General features: G+C 55.8%; 15 protein-coding genes. 4 read left to right on the top strand and 11 right to left on the bottom strand.

Annotated elements, in window-relative coordinates:
• Positions 1–127: 127 nt before the first annotated feature.
• The 4 genes from EH198_RS14250 to EH198_RS14235 form a co-directional block, all read right to left on the bottom strand.
• On the bottom strand, positions 128–733 hold the full coding sequence (locus EH198_RS14250) for a C39 family peptidase (protein ID WP_185702894.1): 606 nt from the start codon (positions 731–733) through the stop codon (positions 128–130).
• Entirely contained in the window at positions 730–2913 is a 2184-nt protein-coding gene (locus EH198_RS14245; RefSeq protein WP_124696192.1) for a PAS domain-containing hybrid sensor histidine kinase/response regulator, read from the bottom strand. Before EH198_RS14245 ends, EH198_RS14250 begins: the two co-directional genes overlap by 4 nt.
• A gap of 139 nt (positions 2914–3052) precedes the next feature.
• Positions 3053–3988 (bottom strand): glycosyltransferase family 2 protein, encoded by a 936-nt coding sequence (locus EH198_RS14240; RefSeq protein ID WP_185702893.1) that lies wholly within the window; start codon positions 3986–3988, stop codon positions 3053–3055.
• A gap of 185 nt (positions 3989–4173) precedes the next feature.
• A complete protein-coding gene (locus EH198_RS14235; RefSeq protein ID WP_124696190.1) occupies positions 4174–4941 on the bottom strand; it encodes a YheC/YheD family protein in 768 nt (255 codons plus the stop codon).
• A 166-nt stretch (positions 4942–5107) separates the two neighbouring features.
• Between EH198_RS14235 and EH198_RS14230 the strand changes: the two genes are divergently transcribed.
• Both EH198_RS14230 and EH198_RS14225 read left to right on the top strand, forming a co-directional pair.
• Positions 5108–6292, top strand: coding sequence for a glycosyltransferase family 4 protein (locus EH198_RS14230; RefSeq protein ID WP_246014305.1), 1185 nt, complete (start codon positions 5108–5110; stop codon positions 6290–6292).
• 150 nt (positions 6293–6442) lie between these two features.
• On the top strand, positions 6443–6769 hold the full coding sequence (locus EH198_RS14225) for a P-II family nitrogen regulator (protein WP_124696188.1): 327 nt from the start codon (positions 6443–6445) through the stop codon (positions 6767–6769).
• 226 nt (positions 6770–6995) lie between these two features.
• Here EH198_RS14225 and EH198_RS14220 read toward each other — a convergent pair whose 3' ends face one another.
• From EH198_RS14220 to EH198_RS24685, 6 genes are all read right to left on the bottom strand, one after another.
• Positions 6996–8246, bottom strand: a complete 1251-nt coding sequence (locus EH198_RS14220; protein ID WP_124696187.1) for a DUF445 domain-containing protein — start codon at positions 8244–8246, stop codon at positions 6996–6998.
• A gap of 385 nt (positions 8247–8631) precedes the next feature.
• Positions 8632–9180, bottom strand: a complete 549-nt coding sequence (gene hxlB / locus EH198_RS14215) for a 6-phospho-3-hexuloisomerase (RefSeq protein ID WP_124696186.1) — start codon at positions 9178–9180, stop codon at positions 8632–8634.
• A 90-nt stretch (positions 9181–9270) separates the two neighbouring features.
• Complete coding sequence (locus tag EH198_RS14210; RefSeq protein ID WP_124696185.1) at positions 9271–10017, bottom strand: orotidine 5'-phosphate decarboxylase / HUMPS family protein; 747 nt, start codon at positions 10015–10017, stop codon at positions 9271–9273.
• Positions 10014–11315 (bottom strand): MFS transporter, encoded by a 1302-nt coding sequence (locus tag EH198_RS14205; protein WP_124696184.1) that lies wholly within the window; start codon positions 11313–11315, stop codon positions 10014–10016. The genes EH198_RS14210 and EH198_RS14205 overlap by 4 nt, the downstream gene beginning before the upstream one ends.
• A 2-nt stretch (positions 11316–11317) precedes the next feature.
• Positions 11318–12277: a sugar kinase gene (locus tag EH198_RS24690; protein ID WP_185702892.1), complete on the bottom strand. Its 960-nt coding sequence runs from the start codon at positions 12275–12277 to the stop codon at positions 11318–11320.
• A complete protein-coding gene (locus EH198_RS24685; RefSeq protein ID WP_185702891.1) occupies positions 12277–13128 on the bottom strand; it encodes a sugar phosphate isomerase/epimerase family protein in 852 nt (283 codons plus the stop codon). Before EH198_RS24685 ends, EH198_RS24690 begins: the two co-directional genes overlap by 1 nt.
• A gap of 309 nt (positions 13129–13437) precedes the next feature.
• Here EH198_RS24685 and EH198_RS14195 point away from each other — a divergent pair, with 309 nt between their 5' ends.
• Both EH198_RS14195 and EH198_RS14190 read left to right on the top strand, forming a co-directional pair.
• Entirely contained in the window at positions 13438–13635 is a 198-nt protein-coding gene (locus EH198_RS14195) for a helix-turn-helix transcriptional regulator (RefSeq protein WP_124696183.1), read from the top strand.
• A gap of 3 nt (positions 13636–13638) precedes the next feature.
• A complete protein-coding gene (locus tag EH198_RS14190; RefSeq protein ID WP_124696182.1) occupies positions 13639–14058 on the top strand; it encodes a hypothetical protein in 420 nt (139 codons plus the stop codon).
• 48 nt (positions 14059–14106) lie between these two features.
• On the opposite strand, the gene EH198_RS14185 is transcribed toward EH198_RS14190, so the two are convergent.
• Positions 14107–15117, bottom strand: a complete 1011-nt coding sequence (locus EH198_RS14185; protein WP_124696181.1) for a LacI family DNA-binding transcriptional regulator — start codon at positions 15115–15117, stop codon at positions 14107–14109.
• Between the last annotated feature and the right edge of the window lie 111 nt (positions 15118–15228).

Raw genomic sequence — 15228 nt, 5'->3', positions numbered from 1 at the left:
TGCGTCCAATCTGCTGTCAAACCGATTTTCACCCGTTTTCTGTAAGCCAATCATTTTATTTGCAAATAAAACGAGGGCTATGCTTAGTGCTTCTTCATTTGCCGCATGAGCCCTCCAAAAACTTGAATCAGGTCCCCTTCGGGACCAGTTCCACCGCCAACATCGTAATCACTGACCGATTCCCGGCATAATCGATCCGGCGCTCCCGGCTTGCGGCATATCCTCCATCCGCGCGCCTGGCACCGTTATCCTGTAAAATCAGCCGGGGACCGAACTCCGTCAATTCATAGCCGATCCCCACTGTCCAGTGATAATCGAATGCATAGCGCCCCATCCAGCGCAGGGAAAACCATTTGTCGAACTTTATCGCCACCGGCCGGTCTGCGTCAATTTCCGCCTTGTACAAAGCGAAATCATTGAACCTTCGCAGCAGGACCGCCGGAGCGTCCCCGAGCGCCGATTGGAGATACGCTTCGAGTCCTTTCGCGAAACCGCGGACGCTCATACCCCAAGGTCTTCCGCCGTAATTTCCGTATAAATAATTGATATGCTCCGCTTTCGAGCCGAAACGTTCCCTGCCGATAATGGCGGACTGCCCAAGATGCCGGCCCCAGTATTCCGCCATCGCAGCCATTGTTGCAGGCCCGCAGGCGGATGCTGAAGACCGGACCCCCGGTGCCCATTGGGTATACGGTTCCAGGTCCAGCTTTTTTCCAGTTCCTCCAAAGGTCATAACGAAACCGCATCCCGTCGCGTGAGCAGAATCCTGTCGATCTCTGAAGAAAGAAACGGCTTGCTGACGAAATCCTTTATTGAGGCGGCTAAGCATATCTCGCGGTCTTCTCTCCTAGCGTATGCTGTCACCGCCACAATATACGGCAGCTGTTCCTCCGGAAGCAAATCCCGAATATGTACCGCCGCCGTCAGGCCGCTCATTACCGGCATGTGGATGTCCATGAACACAATATCGTACCGGCCATTTATCACAGCCTTGACCGCTTCTTCCCCATTTTCCGCCACATCGGCCTCATAGCCTCTCTTGCGAAGGATCGTACGCAGCAGCTTTTGGTTTACAGGATGATCTTCGGCAATGAGAATATGCATCGGTCCATATTTCGGCAGCAATGCCGGTTCATCCCTGCCGAAGTTGTCCCGGTTTGCCGGAAGCGCCTCTTCCGCCCCGGTCTCTCCGGTTTCGCCGTCCTCATTCGAAGCTTCCTCTGGCAAAGTAAAGTAAAAAACGGAGCCTTGTCCCGGGGCGCTCTCCACGCCGATCGCTCCGCCCATAAGCTCGATCAGCTTTTTGCAGATGGCAAGCCCCAGTCCCGTTCCTCCATATTTGCGGTTAATGGCGGGATGGAGTTGGGAAAACGACTGAAACAGCAGCGGCTGCTTTTCGGCGGGAATGCCGATTCCCGTGTCCTTGACGCGGAAGCTCAGCGCCGGTATTCCCGGGGAAGGGCGGGATTCCGCTTTTACTTCTATCGAAACCTTTCCGCCCTCGGTGAATTTGACCGCGTTGCTGACAAGGTTCACGAGCACCTGCCGCAATCTCGCGGCGTCGCCTATAATGATATCCGGCACTTCCGAGCCGATTTCCCAGATAAGGCCGAGGTTCTTCTCCTTCGCTTTGGCTGAGAATAGCTCCGTCACGCTTTCCAGCACCTCACGCAAGGCAAAGGGATCATGCGCCAGCGTCATTTTACCGGCTTCAATTTTGCTGAAATCGAGAATTTCATTAAGGATGGACAGTAAAGCCCCGCTGCTCTGACTAATGATCTCCGTGTAGCTCCTCTGCTCCTCATTCAGCTCCGTCTGTGCCAGCAGGTCGGTCATCCCCATAATGCCGTTCATCGGGGTGCGCAGCTCGTGGCTCATGACCGCCAGAAACTCCGATTTGGCCTGATCGGCTTTTTCTGCGGATTCTTTGGCACGGATAATCTCCCGCTCGTCCGTAATGTCGCGGAACACCACCAGCGCACCTACATACTCTCCTTTATCAAAGAGCGGCGTCACTTGATAGGAGGCAAGGAAGCTTGTCCCATCCCTCCGCCACAGTACCGCCTCCTTGCCCTGATGAGAAACGCCGCTGTGAATGGCCTTCATCAGCGGAGCCTCCTCCGGCAGGTAATCGATGCCGTCAAGCGAAGTCTGGTGAATCAGCTCCCGGCAGGAGAGGCCCAATATATCGTCGTACTCGAAATCGAGCATATATGCCCCCGCCGGATTGATAAACGTGACCTTGCCATAGCGGTCTAAACCGAATAGCCCTTCGGTAACCGCATTCAAAATCAGCGTGTATTCATTGCCGAGCTTCTCAATCTGCTCGACATAACGCGTCCGTTCCGTAATATCCCGGGAGATGCCGTAGACGCCGACGACTTCGTCATCCATAATGATCGGGATGTTGGTCGTATTGATCTCGATCGCCTGCCCGTTATACCGCTGCTCGCTTTCCCGCAGCTGCCGCTCCATTTCCGCCCGGTCCGTCATAACCTGCATCGTGCCAAGCCGTTGGGAAGGAAGGTGGGCATCGCCGCCCGGCGGGAATGGATCGTCGATGATCCCACCGCCAATAACCCGGGCGTACAGGATAATACAGGAAGCTGCCTGACCGGGCTCGGCCCATATGTATTGTAGTGACAGCCGGATATGGCCTCCCCCCTTGCACACCGCGAGCCGCTCCGTTTCATAGACGCTGTCCGGTGCGGGAAGATGCGCGATGACCTTTTCATAAGACGGGAAGCCTTTATTGTATTGTTCCAGTTCTTCCTCCGAACAGCCAAGCATCCCGCAAAACGCCGTGTTAACCTTCAGCCACCATCCTCCCCCGGGCTTCAGCAGCGCCATCCCGATAGGAGACCTCATGAATGCGTGGTCAAAAACACGGCTTTCATCCGCCAAGTAGTCCATGAAAATAGACTCCTTTCTGTCGTAAAACCGGTAAACGGAAACACCCGTAATCAAGGCTCCTGCCTATGATTCGGGTGCTTTGTGCGTTCTCTAAACGGCGGGCAGCGGTCGCAGCCCGCTCCGGCGAACGGGCCGCGCATCAGACGCCCGGCGATTCGCTCCGGGCCTGCGCGCCTCTTAGCGCCCGTATGCCTCGAAGATAGCCGCTGCTGGCTTCCTTCCGCCGCTTCAGTGCGGTTTCCGCATATAAAAAGCCGGCCGTCCACAGCAGCATGGCATAGCGGAAGGGCGTTATCCCGGTTCTGAGCTTCAACAGTTCGTAGTGGTTCATCACCTTGGTATAGGCGACCTGCTCTTCCTTGTCTCTGGAGGCCGGCGATCCGTAGTGCACCAGCTTGAGTCCCGGATTGACCACCATCGGCCCATGCAGACTGGCGATATAGGACAGATACAAGTCTTCGCCGAGGCTGTAGCCGTTCAGCCACTCTACCGGCTCTACATCGCGCAGCGCCGACTTGCGGAAGCACATGTTGCATCCGTGCAGAAATTCAGTCCGGAAGATCTCCTTCTGCCGGTTCCACAAATTCATTGCCGAGGCAAATCCGCTGTAGGACAGCTTTCCGGGGGCGAGACGGCTTCGGCCGCTTACGAGCATGAGGAGCCTGCCTTTCAGGGAACAGGAGAAGCTCTGGTCTACTCCCCCGACGCCGACGGCATCAGGAAAACGGTCAAATGTCTGCAGAAGGACGGCCAGATAGTCCGGTTCCAGCTCCACATCATCATCGAGAAAAAGAAGGATCTCATACTTGGAGGCGTGAGTCGCATAAATCCGCGATTTAAGCAGACCCGCCTCCTCCCGTTTTTTACGGTGGTAACCCAGTTCCATGCTTGAAGGCATTTCCCTTCGGACCTCTTCAAGCCATGCTTCTTCCGTATCGCCGTCGTCAATAATTAGTATTTCGATCGCCGAACCGGAAATACCCTGCTGCCCGAATATCGATTTCAGGCATTTTCGCATATCCTCATGTCTGTTCCGGGTGCAAATGGCCACCGACAACTTCAGAGAGTTGCTCAAACTCCCACCCCTTTTCGAAAAAATGAATACCAGAATGCTGTTCTCCAGACTGCGTCTACGCTGCGCTGCAGACATTTCATGTCTGCACAATTTTTTTGTAATTACCCTTTATTGTGCAGGTCTAAACGCAAAATGCAACATTTTCATGAATTTTAGTCATTTTTTCATAGAAAAGGTGGGCTGGTTTAGTGCTTGGACCCGGTTTTCTGTGCCCTGCGGTAGGCCATAACCTTGCGGTACATCGATTTGTCGGAAAGCTGATTAAAAATGAACGGATCGGGATTGGTGTTGACCTCAATGATCCAAGGCGTCAGGGAACGGTCGAGGCCGACATCGACGCCAAGCTGCTTGAACCCCGGGTAATTTTTCTTATACAACTGCCCGATATCTTTGCCGAGTTTCTTCAGACGTTTGATTGTCGCAGCCTGATGCGCACCGTCCATATGCGGAGCGAGAAGCTTCTCCACCGCCGTCGGCTTGCCGCCGGCATGGTAGTTGGTAACAATCTTTCCCTCCCCAGCCACTCTGCCGATCAGCCCCGTCGTCTCCCAGATTCCGCGCGGACTGAGCTGGACCATGACGCGGATGTCAAAGCGCCGCCCCTTGGCTTTCAGCAGGTCGATTCCTTTTTGAATCAGGTAGCTGCGTCCCCGGGTCATCGATTTAAGCGAGGTATAAAATGCTTCAAAGGTACTAAACGTTCTTTTCTTTGTCCCGCTTTGGTACCAATAAACAGTTCCCCGCTCCTCCCATCGCCGCTCTGCCCGTATTACGCCGTTTCCGTATGTCCCCACCTCCGGCTTGATATACACCATTGCGTATTTGTCCAACATTCTTTTGGCGTTTTCCCGGGTCAGTCTTGCCGTCTCCGGAATCAGCGCCGAAATCTCCGGACTGCGGAGCAGCACCTTCGTCTTAATCCATTTGCTGGTCAACGTGGATTTTGCCTTCATCCTTACTGCCACACTCCCGTTCGCTAATCTTCTGTAGAAGCTTTAGAAGCTTGTTGTCGATACAAGGTAAGCTATGCATGGGTAAAAGCTTTCGCATTGGATAGACGCCGCTTTCCGGCAAAGAAATGTGTCTCCCGGCAAGGCATGAGCATATAGTACAAGGAAGATGAAGAAACGGCTGAGTGAGAAGCGTCCTTGCAGGACAGAAGCCGCCGGGACGAAGGAGAGAAGCCTAACGATGAACATCTGCATGATCGCGCCGGGCCGGTTTCCGCTTCCGGGCAGCGGCTCCGTGGAAATCTGCATCTGGGCGACAGCCAGGCAGCTTGCCCGCCGGCATAACGTCACTGTAATCAGCCGGGAAGCGCCCGGACTGCCGGGGCGGGAGGCGCTTGAAGGAGTCAGGCTGATCCGCCTGCCCGCGGATACTCCCCGCCTGTATCTTGACGAAACATTAAAGACCGTCAAGGAGGAACCGTACGAGCTGATTCAGGTTGACAACCGTCCGCATCTGATGGCCGCCGTGAAGCGCGCCGTCCCCCACATTCCGGTCGTGTTGTTCCTGCACTCCCTGACCTTTGTTCCCGGCAATCCAAAGGTTGCCGGAAGCCTCGGCCTGGCCGATCTCATCGCGGTCAACAGCCTGTCGCTGGGCGACAGACTGGCGGGCCGCTTTCCCGGCGTTCGCCTGCCGCTTGCAGTGGTGCCGCTGGGCGCCGATTTGTCCCGGTTCACGCCGCTTCCGGAGGCCGAGCGGCGGCAGCTCCGCCTGGAATACGGTCTGCCCCGGCGCTTTACAGTCCTGTTCGTCGGGCGGATCATTCCCCGCAAAGGCTTACCCGTCCTGCTGCGGGCGGCGGCCATCCTGGGAAGACGCCTGCCTGTCCATCTCGTCATCGCCGGAACGGGAAAACCCGGTTATGTGCGCAGCCTTAAGAAGCTCGCGCGGCGCTTGCGCCTGTCCGTTTCTTTTATAGGCGGCATTCCCCACGAGGATATTCACCGGATCTATCAAATCGCCGACTGCCTGGTATGCCCCTCGCAGCGGCATGAATCATTCGGGCTGGTCAATGTGGAAGCTATGGCCTCCGGCCTGCCGGTCATCGCCTCGAATAACGGCGGCATCCGCGAAATTATATTATCGGGACGCAACGGCTACCTTGTGGACCGGTACCGGGAAAGCGCCTCTTTCGCCCGGAGGATGCTGGCGCTTGCCCGGAGTCCGGAGCGGGCCTTCTCCATTGGGATGCAGGGGCGGCGGGACGCAATCCAAGCGTTTGACTGGGGGCGGACGGCCGATCGGCTGGAATTGCTGTATTCCTGGCTCTGTACGCATCAGGAAAAAAATTAAATGTTATGCAATGACATTATTCACTTTGATGTATCTTTATCCGTTGTATAATGTATTTGTAAGCGTTGCCATTCCGAAATAATCATCACAGCGCCTAAGTCGGCAACACCCTGCATATTCTTTTCAATGATATAGAGAGGGTGGATTATTATGTTGATGCTCAAAATTATCGTAAGACCGCAAAAAGTAGATCAAGTGATGGAGGAACTGCTGCTCGCCGGCTTCCCGTCCATCAGTAAAATGGATATATTGGGACGCGGCAAACAAAAAGGGATTCAAGTGGGCGATATTCACTACGACCAGATTTCGAAAAAAATGCTGATGATGGTCATCAATGAGGACGACAAGGAAGAAGTCGTCGACATTGTGAAGCGGACGGCCAGAACCGGCGAAAAAGGCTCTTTCGGGGACGGCAAAATTTTCGTCCTTCCTGTGCTGGAAGCGTATACAATTAGTACCGGCAAAAAAGAACTGTAGTCCGGAGCAAGCGGCGTCGGCTGTGCATTCTTCATTTTCTATAAAGAGACAGGCTCAAGAAGAAACGCCTGACGGCGTCTTTTAAAGACGCAGGTGCGTTTCTCGTAGAAATATAAGAAGTTATAAGCGCTTAGCTTATAACTTCTTATATTTTAAAAAGAAAGGGCGAGGCCCCGGATGCTTGCAAAAGCTCCGGCAGCCTCGCCCTTTGCGCGCCCGCGTTTCATTATCCCAAAGAGAGCCATTGGATCGCGGTGAGCACCAGGCCGACGGCGAAGCCGCACACCGCCCCGTTGACGCGAATCCACTGCAAATCCTTCCCGACCTTCTCCTCCAGCATGGCGACCAGGGTGGCATCCTCCATTTTGTCGAGGTTCTCCTTCACCAGTACACCGATCCGGTAATGGTTGGCTTCCGCGAACGCGAGAAGCGAGAGCCGGATCTTGTCCTCCCATTCCGAGATCCATTCCTTCTCCCCGGCGATCCGGCGGGCAAGCAGCGCGTAGGCGGCGAACAGCTTCCGCCCGCCGCGGATGCGGTCCTGTTCCAGCAGCCCGAGCGCCTTGCCGCGCATGTCCTCCAGACGGGCCAGCAGAAAGGCTCCCGCCGCCTCCCCTTCCAGTTCGGCCACGGCCCAGTCCGCCAGGGATTTCATCCGCTCTTCGTCATTGACGAGCTGGAAGAGGGCAACCCGGATCTCCCGGATGATCTCCTCGCGGTAGACGCTGTCCTCATCCTGAATATCACGGATGGCCGACAGAAGCATGTTCTGCAGCAGCTCGCCCAGCATCTCATCGTCCACAAAGCCGGCAAAGGCCTGAAAGGCCATTCCCTTAAATCCGCCCAGTTTAACCTCGGCAAGCTTGGAGGATGCGAGCTGCCCGAGCATGGTCTTCGTCTCGGCCCGGCCGATCCAGACGGCGGCCTGTCCCAGCCCGTAATCGAGAGCGTCCTTGTCCTTCCCGTCATGCAGCAGTCTCGTGACGACCGTATCGGCAGCCTCTTTCAAATCGGCGTTCCGGACATAACCGGCGAGCGCCGATTGAAGATGCGGCAGCACCTTCTCCGCCGGAATCCGGCTTACCAGGATACCCAGGCGCTCCAGAATTTCCGTTCTGTTCTTCTTGCGGCTGAAGATCCTGGTAAGCATCGAGGAGCCCAGCGAGATGAGCCGGATTCCGCGCAGCTTGTTCTCGATGCTCTGCTTGTTCAGCAGCTCGTTCTCCATTGCCGAAATCAGGGACCCCACGATCTTGTCCCGATTCTTCAGCAGCAGAGACGTATGCGGGATAGGAATTCCCAGCGGATGGCGGAACAGCGCCGTAACCGCGAACCAGTCGGCGATTCCGCCGACGAGCCCCGCCTCGAATCCGCCCCTGAGCAGTTCCACTGCCAAATTGTCCGGCAGAAACAGCGTCAGCAGGAATCCGCACGCCATAACCGCAAGTGAGATTGTAGCCAAATATCTGGATTTCATCTTATTATGCCCCCCACATTCTGTCGAAAAGCCTGCACACAAGAAGAAACGCCTAACGGCGTCCTTGAAGGACGCAAGTACGTTTCTCGTAGTAATATAAGGCCATTTATTAGCGTGAAACTTATAAATCCTTATATTTTCAAGAAGAAACGGCTGCGCCGTCCTCTCCGGAGGAGAGCATCCGTTTCCCGTCGAAATATAAAGGCCCTGAATAAGCGCACAGCTTATACTTCTTGTATTTTTAAAAATATTGTACCATGAATAATCCCCGTTTCGGAAATGAACAGAAACTCCGATTCGTCCAGTCCGAATCAAAAAAGCAGTCCCCCGGCGCAAGTGGCGCCGGGGACTGCTTGAAATCTGTATCTGCGGGCGGAGCTTCCTTCTATTCTACATTGCTGTGCAGCTTGTATGCGGCGGCATTATCGACGCCCTTCAGCTCCGCATAGCTCAGGCAGACGCTGTCCAGCACGAGATGAACGCACTGGTCGAACAGGGAGCCGAGCGGCTGGACGCTTCGGCGTTCTCCCTCGCGGCGGTGCTTGGTCGCCGCGGGAATGGTCAGGAGCCGGGATGCGGATGTGCCCAGCGGCGAGCCGTCATCCGTCGTCAGGGCGATCACGAAGGCGCCCAGTTGCCGCGCCTTCTGCGCCGTCCACACGACGCCGTGCGTCGTTCCCGATCCGGATACGGCCACCAGGATATCGTCCCGCGAAATGGACGGAGTAATCGTCTCGCCGATGACGTACACGGTTGCGCCCAAATGCATCATCCGCATGGCGAAAGATTTGGCCACAAGGCCCGACCGCCCCTCGCCGACAACAAATATTCTCTTCCCTCCGGCCAGCAGGCCGGCCGTTTCCGTTACAGCCGCTTCATCCACACGTTCCAGCACTTCCCTGGCTTCCGAAAGGATTTCCTTCAGCTTGCTCATCTTGGCGGTCACTCCTTATCTGCTTATGAATAGGCTGAATCTGCTTCTTGTCCCGGATACGTTCCCTAGTTTCATTTTATATTAAATTTTTCAGCTTGAACTGCCGCTCTGCCGACCTTCTCCGATATACTCGCGAATACGCTCCTTAAAGCGGCGGGCCGCCTGCGCCGGATCGGGCGCTTTCGTAATCGCCGAGCCGACGATAATGACCTCCGGCTTCAGCGCCAGCAGATCCGGCAGCGACTCCAGCGTAATACCGCCCGCGGCGGCAAACCTTAGGCCTGCCGTACCTTTGGCCCCGGGACTGCCGTCCGCTTCTGCGCGGCTCCCGCTTGGGCCTCCCGCAGCGCCATGCGTCCCGGGATTGCTTCCATGCCTGGCATCCGCGGCGCCAGCACCTTCCAGCCGGAGTCCGCCGCCTTCCTGCTGGTCCTTGCTGACATGCAGGCAGTGGATCGCTCCTTGATACAGCGCCAGCTCCCGCTGCTGCTCCGGCGAAGTATGAAGCAGGTCGATCATGACCTGCTTCTCCATCCGCCGAGCCGTCTCCATGCACAACCCTACGGTAACCGGCGGGGCCGCGCCCATTACGGTCGCCACATCCGCCCCCGCCTTGAAGCACAGCTCGAATTCGTATTTGGCGTTATCGAAGGTTTTCATGTCCGCAACTATAATTTTATGCGGAAATTCACGCTTCAGCGCTTCCACGGATACCATGCCGAATTCTTTGATCAGCGAGGTGCCCACTTCGATCCAGTCGATATAGGACTCCGTAAGCCGGACCATATTTGCCGCTTCCTCTATGCTCATTCGGTCTAGCGCCAGCTGGATCTTCACCGCGCGGACACCCCCAGCTTCGGTTCAGGCTGCTGCTCGGACGCATTGCGGGATTTGCCAACCGTCATCGTCAGAATCGCCGACAGCAGCAGCGAACCGGCCATGAAGATGTAGGAAGCGCCGAAGCCGCCGGTGGATCCGTTCAGGTAGCCGACGATATACGATCCGGCAAAAGAACCGAGCGCGCCCATACTGTTGACCAGCGCTATCGCGCCGCCTGCCACATTGCGGGGCAGAATTTCCGGCATGATGGCGAAGAACGGTCCATAAGGAGTGTACATCGCTCCGCCGGCGATCACGAGCAGGATAAAGGAAATCCAGAAGTGATCCGCGCCCAGTAAATACGAGGCGTAGAAGGCAATGGCACCGACCAGCAGGAACGGCCACACGAAGGCTTTACGCTTCAGCGTCTTGTCGGAGAAATAGGAAGCCGTCAGCATGCCGATGACTGCCAGCACGTAAGGAACGGAGGTCAGCCAGCCGGTCGTTACCATATTCATGTCGGGAGCCGCCTTGATAATGGAGGGCAGCCACATCACGAAACCGTACACGCCGATACTCCAGAAGAAATACTGCAGGCAGAGCTTGATAACAAGCGGCGATTTGAACGCTTCGCCGTAGTTTTTCACAGGCTTGAGTCCTTTTTGTTCTTCATGCATGGCATTTTCCAGCGCAATCTTCTCATCATCGTTCAGCCATTTCGCTTCGGAAGGCTTGTCGCTCACCAGCTTCCACCAGAAGAATGCCCAGATAACCGGCGGCAGCCCTTCGATAATGAACATCCATCTCCAGCCGACGGCGGATACGAGATAACCGGATATGATCGACATCCACAGCACGGTTACGGGATTGCCGAGGATCAGGAACGTGTTGGCGCGCGAGCGCTCTTTTTTCGTAAACCAGTGGCTTAGGAAGACCAGCATCGCCGGCATAACCGCACTCTCGACAACGCCGAGACAGAACCGGATGACGATCAGGAAATGGACGTTATGGACAACGCCGGTGGCCGCAGCCAGCAAGCCCCACAGAATAAGGGACCAGAAGACGAGCTTCTTGGCGCTCTTGTTCTCGGCGTAATGCGCGCCCGGTACCTGAAAGAAGAAATAGCCGAGGAAAAAGAGCGCGCCCAGCAGCGAAGACATCGAGGCCGTAATCTGCAAATCCTTGGCCATTCCGGCCGCCGCGCCAAAGCTGTAGTTCGCCCGGTCGAGGTATGCCAGACTGTACGTAATAAATACGATGGGCATGAGCCGCAGCCAGCGCGCGGGGACAAAGCCGCCGCTTTTCTTGTTATTCATCATTATTTCACTCCCGTAAGTTGATATTGGAGATAAGTTTCAAGTTCGGACTTTGCCGGATAGCCGTCATGATCGCCCTCCGACTGTACCGCCAGCGCGCCAATCGCATTCCCCCGCTGGACCGCCTGTGAAACCGTAAGCCCTTCCAGCATACCGCTGACGAGTCCGACGGCAAAGCCGTCTCCGGCGCCTACCGTGTCCACGACCTTTTCCACCTTGAAGCCCTGTACCGTTCCTTCGTCTGTCTGCGTACGGAAGTACGCGCCCTCCGGCCCCAGCTTGACGACAACGAGCGACACACCCTTGTTCAGATAAAATTCGGCGATTGCGCGCGGGTCCCTGGAACCGGTCAAAATTTCGCCCTCCTCCACTCCCGGCAGCACCCAGTCGGCTCGGCAGGCCAGGTCGTTGATGACCGATACCATCTCTTCACGGGAGGACCACAGCGAAGGCCGCAAATTAGGATCGAAGGAAATGCTGCGTCCCGCGGCCTTCATGGCGCCCAGTGCCGCATAAGCGAACTCGCGGGTCTCCTTCGTCAGCGCCGGAGGGATGCCGGTCATGTGCAGATGGCGAAAGCCGGTGAAGTAACCGGCGTCCACGTCCTCGCCCGAAAGTGTCCTTGCCGCCGAATTTTTACGGAAATACTGCACCTGCGGATCGCCTTCCAGCACCTTCGACTTCAGTTGAAAGCCGGTTGGATACCGGGAGTCGTTCGTTACGCCGGAAATATCGATATTTTCCCCGGCCAAGTATTCGCGGATATATTCCCCAAAAACATCGTCGCCCAATCTGCTGACCCAACCCGCCGAAAGTCCCAGCCGGGCGAAACCGACCGCCGTATTCACTTCCGCTCCGGCCAGACGGCGGCTGAACTTGTCGATGTCCTTCAAAGCACCGGGTTTATCGGCAACGAACATCACCATGGCTTCTCCGAAAGTGACTACATCCTTTAAGCTCATTACGCTATCCCCTCTCCTGTTACTGACCAATTGTTCCCGGAACCGCTGTTCCGAAGCATTCCGATATATCCTTCAAGGTATTCGGCTCCCGGAAGCGTAAACTCGATCGCCCGCGGCACATCTCCCGGCAGCAGCCCCAGCAGCTTTCGCCAAAGGGCATCCTCTTCTCCCGGAAGAGGCAAAGTGATCCACATGCCACCCGAACGGACGACATGCTTGAAGTGAATATAGGCGACATAAGGAGCAAAAGCAGCCGCAGCCGCCAGGGGGTCCTCCTCGCAGTAGATCCAGTTGCCCGTATCGAACGTCATCTTCACACCGTCAAGCCCACACCGCTTCACCGCCTGGAAAAACGCTTTCAAATTATCCGCTCTGCCTCCGTAAAACGTTTGATCGTTCTCGATCAGCAGCGTCAGCGGCCCCGACATTTCCCGGTATTTCCGAAGCAGCCGGTCAAGCTGGCTGAGCCGGTCCCGTTCGGCAAGTATCAGCTCTTCCTCCGAGGCTAACCCCGGAATCCCCGCATAGCGGCCCAGCGACACTTTCAGCATTTCGGGCTTCAGGACCGCCGCCTCTGCAAGAATGTGGGACAGCAGTTCTTCGTTCAGGATCCCCTCCTGATTCCACAGCTCCATCGGAACGGAGTACACGCAGCGCAGTCCTCTGCGCAGGTTCGCCTCACGGCACTCGGTAAGCGGAAGGTCCCCGGGTGGAAACAGCTCGCGTCTGATTTCGATGCCGTCCGCACCTCCGGCGCGTATCGGCTCTGCCAAGTGCTGCTGCGCGACGCAAGCGTTTCCAAAAACAGAAGTTGGAACAAAAACCGCATTCATCATAACGTCCTCCTTCATGTAATTTGCTGACCGATATCGAATGGTGCTGCGGCTAATCGTCGGATAACGCTGTTCGTAAATCGGTTCCGTAAATCGGTTCCGTAAATCGGTTTACCATGCTATGACCAAAGTATAATCCAGCCTTCCGTTCTTTGCAAGCCCTTTCTTTTAAGCGTTGTCATTTTTTTATTTCCTTGGGCGACCAGCGGAACACTGGCGGAATTCCAGACAAGGAAGGCTTTTGATGGAAAGTTAGCTTTACATCTGGTGCCTCGGATGTTATATTGGATATGTAAAGCTTACTTTCCACTGAATAGAGGTGTGAGGTTGAAGAACCGTCTGGAGGAAATCCGAAAGCAGCATGGAATCAAGCAGGAGGAATTGGCCGAGGCTTTGGCGGTTTCCAGACAGACGATAGGCTCGCTGGAGAATGGCCGCTACAATCCCTCCATTATTTTGGCGTTTAAGATCGCCCGCTATTTCAAACTGTCCATTGAAGAGATTTTTATCTTTGAGGAGGAATGACTTGTGAACAAAGGCTCTGCCAAGCGAAATGTCGGGGTACTCGCAACGGGGATTCTGCTGTTGGCTATGGCTTTATTGGCAGGAGGAGAGATGACCAGGAACGTCTCCGGCGTCTGCCTGGGACTGGGCGCAGGCCTAAGCGGCATGGGCATCGCCAACTTGATCATGATCCGCTATTATGCCAAGCGCCCGTCGCTCAAGAAACAACAGGACATTGAAGCGGGGGATGAACGAAGCGCCTCCATCAATAACTTGTCGAAAGCCAAGGCTTTTGATATTACGCTCCGTGCCATGATGATCCTTCCCTTTGTGTTGGTCCTTGCGGATTCGCCCCTCTGGCTCACGCTTGCCGTTGTGGCCTTCTATGTATTTTCTTATAGCATCCGTTATTATTACATCGTTAAATACAGCAAGGTTATGTGAAAAACGCCTTCTCCGCAGCGAAAAAGGCGTTTCCTTATTCACAAAATGTCACTGCCGCTCCATCTCCGACGACTGCCGCACCGCCAGCTCGCACTTGAAGACGTACTCTTCCGGCGCCAGGTCTTCTTCCGAACGGATGCGGCTGATGATCCGCTCGGCCGCCTTGCGTCCCATTTCCAGCGAAGGCTGGTTGATGGTGGTAAGCGTCGGCGTAAGCAGGTGGGCAAAAGGAATGTTGTCGAAGGCGACCAGCGCCAGATCCTCCGGAACCCGGAGATTCCGCTCCTTCACAAAGGCAAGCGCCTCCAGCAGCACAAGGTCGTTGCCCGCGATCAGCGCCGTCGGCGGCTCCGGGCCGTCAAACAGCTCACGGAACTTTCTGTTCAGGCTGGATATTTCCGCATTGATCACATACCGGCTGCCGCACTCCAGTCCGTGGTCGCTCATCGCTTGCCGGAATCCTTCCGTCCGCTCCGTCCGGGTGCTGATCGTCAGCGGCGCCGTAGCGAGCGCGATTCTCCGGTGTCCCCGCTCCTTCAGATGCGACACCGCCTCATAGACCGACTCGCGGTTATTGACGACAATCGTGTCGGCCTTGACGCTTTCCACCTTCCGGTCCATGAACAGGATAGGGTATCCGTGCTTGGCAAGCTTTTTATAGAGGGAACCGTTCTTCCCGGTAGGAAGCAAAATGATGCCGTCCACCTGCTTGGCCTGAAGCATTTCGGCGTATTTCTTCTCCTTCTCCCCGTCTTCGTCGCTGTTGCACAGAATAACGTTGATATCCTGCTCCTGGCAGTAATCCTCGATGCCCCTGCATATTTCGGTGGACAGCCGATGCATAATATTGGCTACGATAACGCCGACCGTCGACGTCCGCTTCTGCTTCAGCCCCCGGGCGAGCACATTCGGCTGGTAATCAAGCGCCTCGATCGCCGCTTCGATCTTGGCGCGCGTCTCGGTCCCCATATGCTGATACCGTTTGTTCAAATATTGGGATACGGTGCTTTTGGACACGCCGGCCCTTGCCGCCACGTCCCCGATCGTTGCTTTGACCACTGTTCTCTACTCCCATCATTCGCCTATATCCATTACTATAAAACGCTTGGCTGCGCTTGTCTAATGGCGAGGGGAGGCTGCCGGCGGCGGTCCAGTGCGGGCGGAATCTTT

Origin of the sequence: Paenibacillus rhizophilus (assembly GCF_003854965.1) — a bacterium.
Taxonomy (GTDB): domain Bacteria; phylum Bacillota; class Bacilli; order Paenibacillales; family Paenibacillaceae; genus Paenibacillus_AQ; species Paenibacillus_AQ rhizophilus.
This window is presented reverse-complemented; position numbering and strand designations above follow the sequence as displayed.

Coding starts and splice junctions, on each gene's coding strand:
- EH198_RS14250 (WP_185702894.1), bottom strand. CDS start 733: ATGACCTTTGGAGGAACTGGAAAAAAGCTGGACCTGGAACCGTATACC.
- EH198_RS14245 (WP_124696192.1), bottom strand. CDS start 2,913: ATGGACTACTTGGCGGATGAAAGCCGTGTTTTTGACCACGCATTCATG.
- EH198_RS14235 (WP_124696190.1), bottom strand. CDS start 4,941: ATGAAGGCAAAATCCACGTTGACCAGCAAATGGATTAAGACGAAGGTG.
- EH198_RS14230 (WP_246014305.1), top strand. CDS start 5,108: ATGAAGAAACGGCTGAGTGAGAAGCGTCCTTGCAGGACAGAAGCCGCC.
- EH198_RS14225 (WP_124696188.1), top strand. CDS start 6,443: ATGTTGATGCTCAAAATTATCGTAAGACCGCAAAAAGTAGATCAAGTG.
- EH198_RS14220 (WP_124696187.1), bottom strand. CDS start 8,246: ATGAAATCCAGATATTTGGCTACAATCTCACTTGCGGTTATGGCGTGC.
- hxlB (WP_124696186.1), bottom strand. CDS start 9,180: ATGAGCAAGCTGAAGGAAATCCTTTCGGAAGCCAGGGAAGTGCTGGAA.
- EH198_RS14205 (WP_124696184.1), bottom strand. CDS start 11,315: ATGAATAACAAGAAAAGCGGCGGCTTTGTCCCCGCGCGCTGGCTGCGG.
- EH198_RS24690 (WP_185702892.1), bottom strand. CDS start 12,277: ATGAGCTTAAAGGATGTAGTCACTTTCGGAGAAGCCATGGTGATGTTC.
- EH198_RS24685 (WP_185702891.1), bottom strand. CDS start 13,128: ATGAAGGAGGACGTTATGATGAATGCGGTTTTTGTTCCAACTTCTGTT.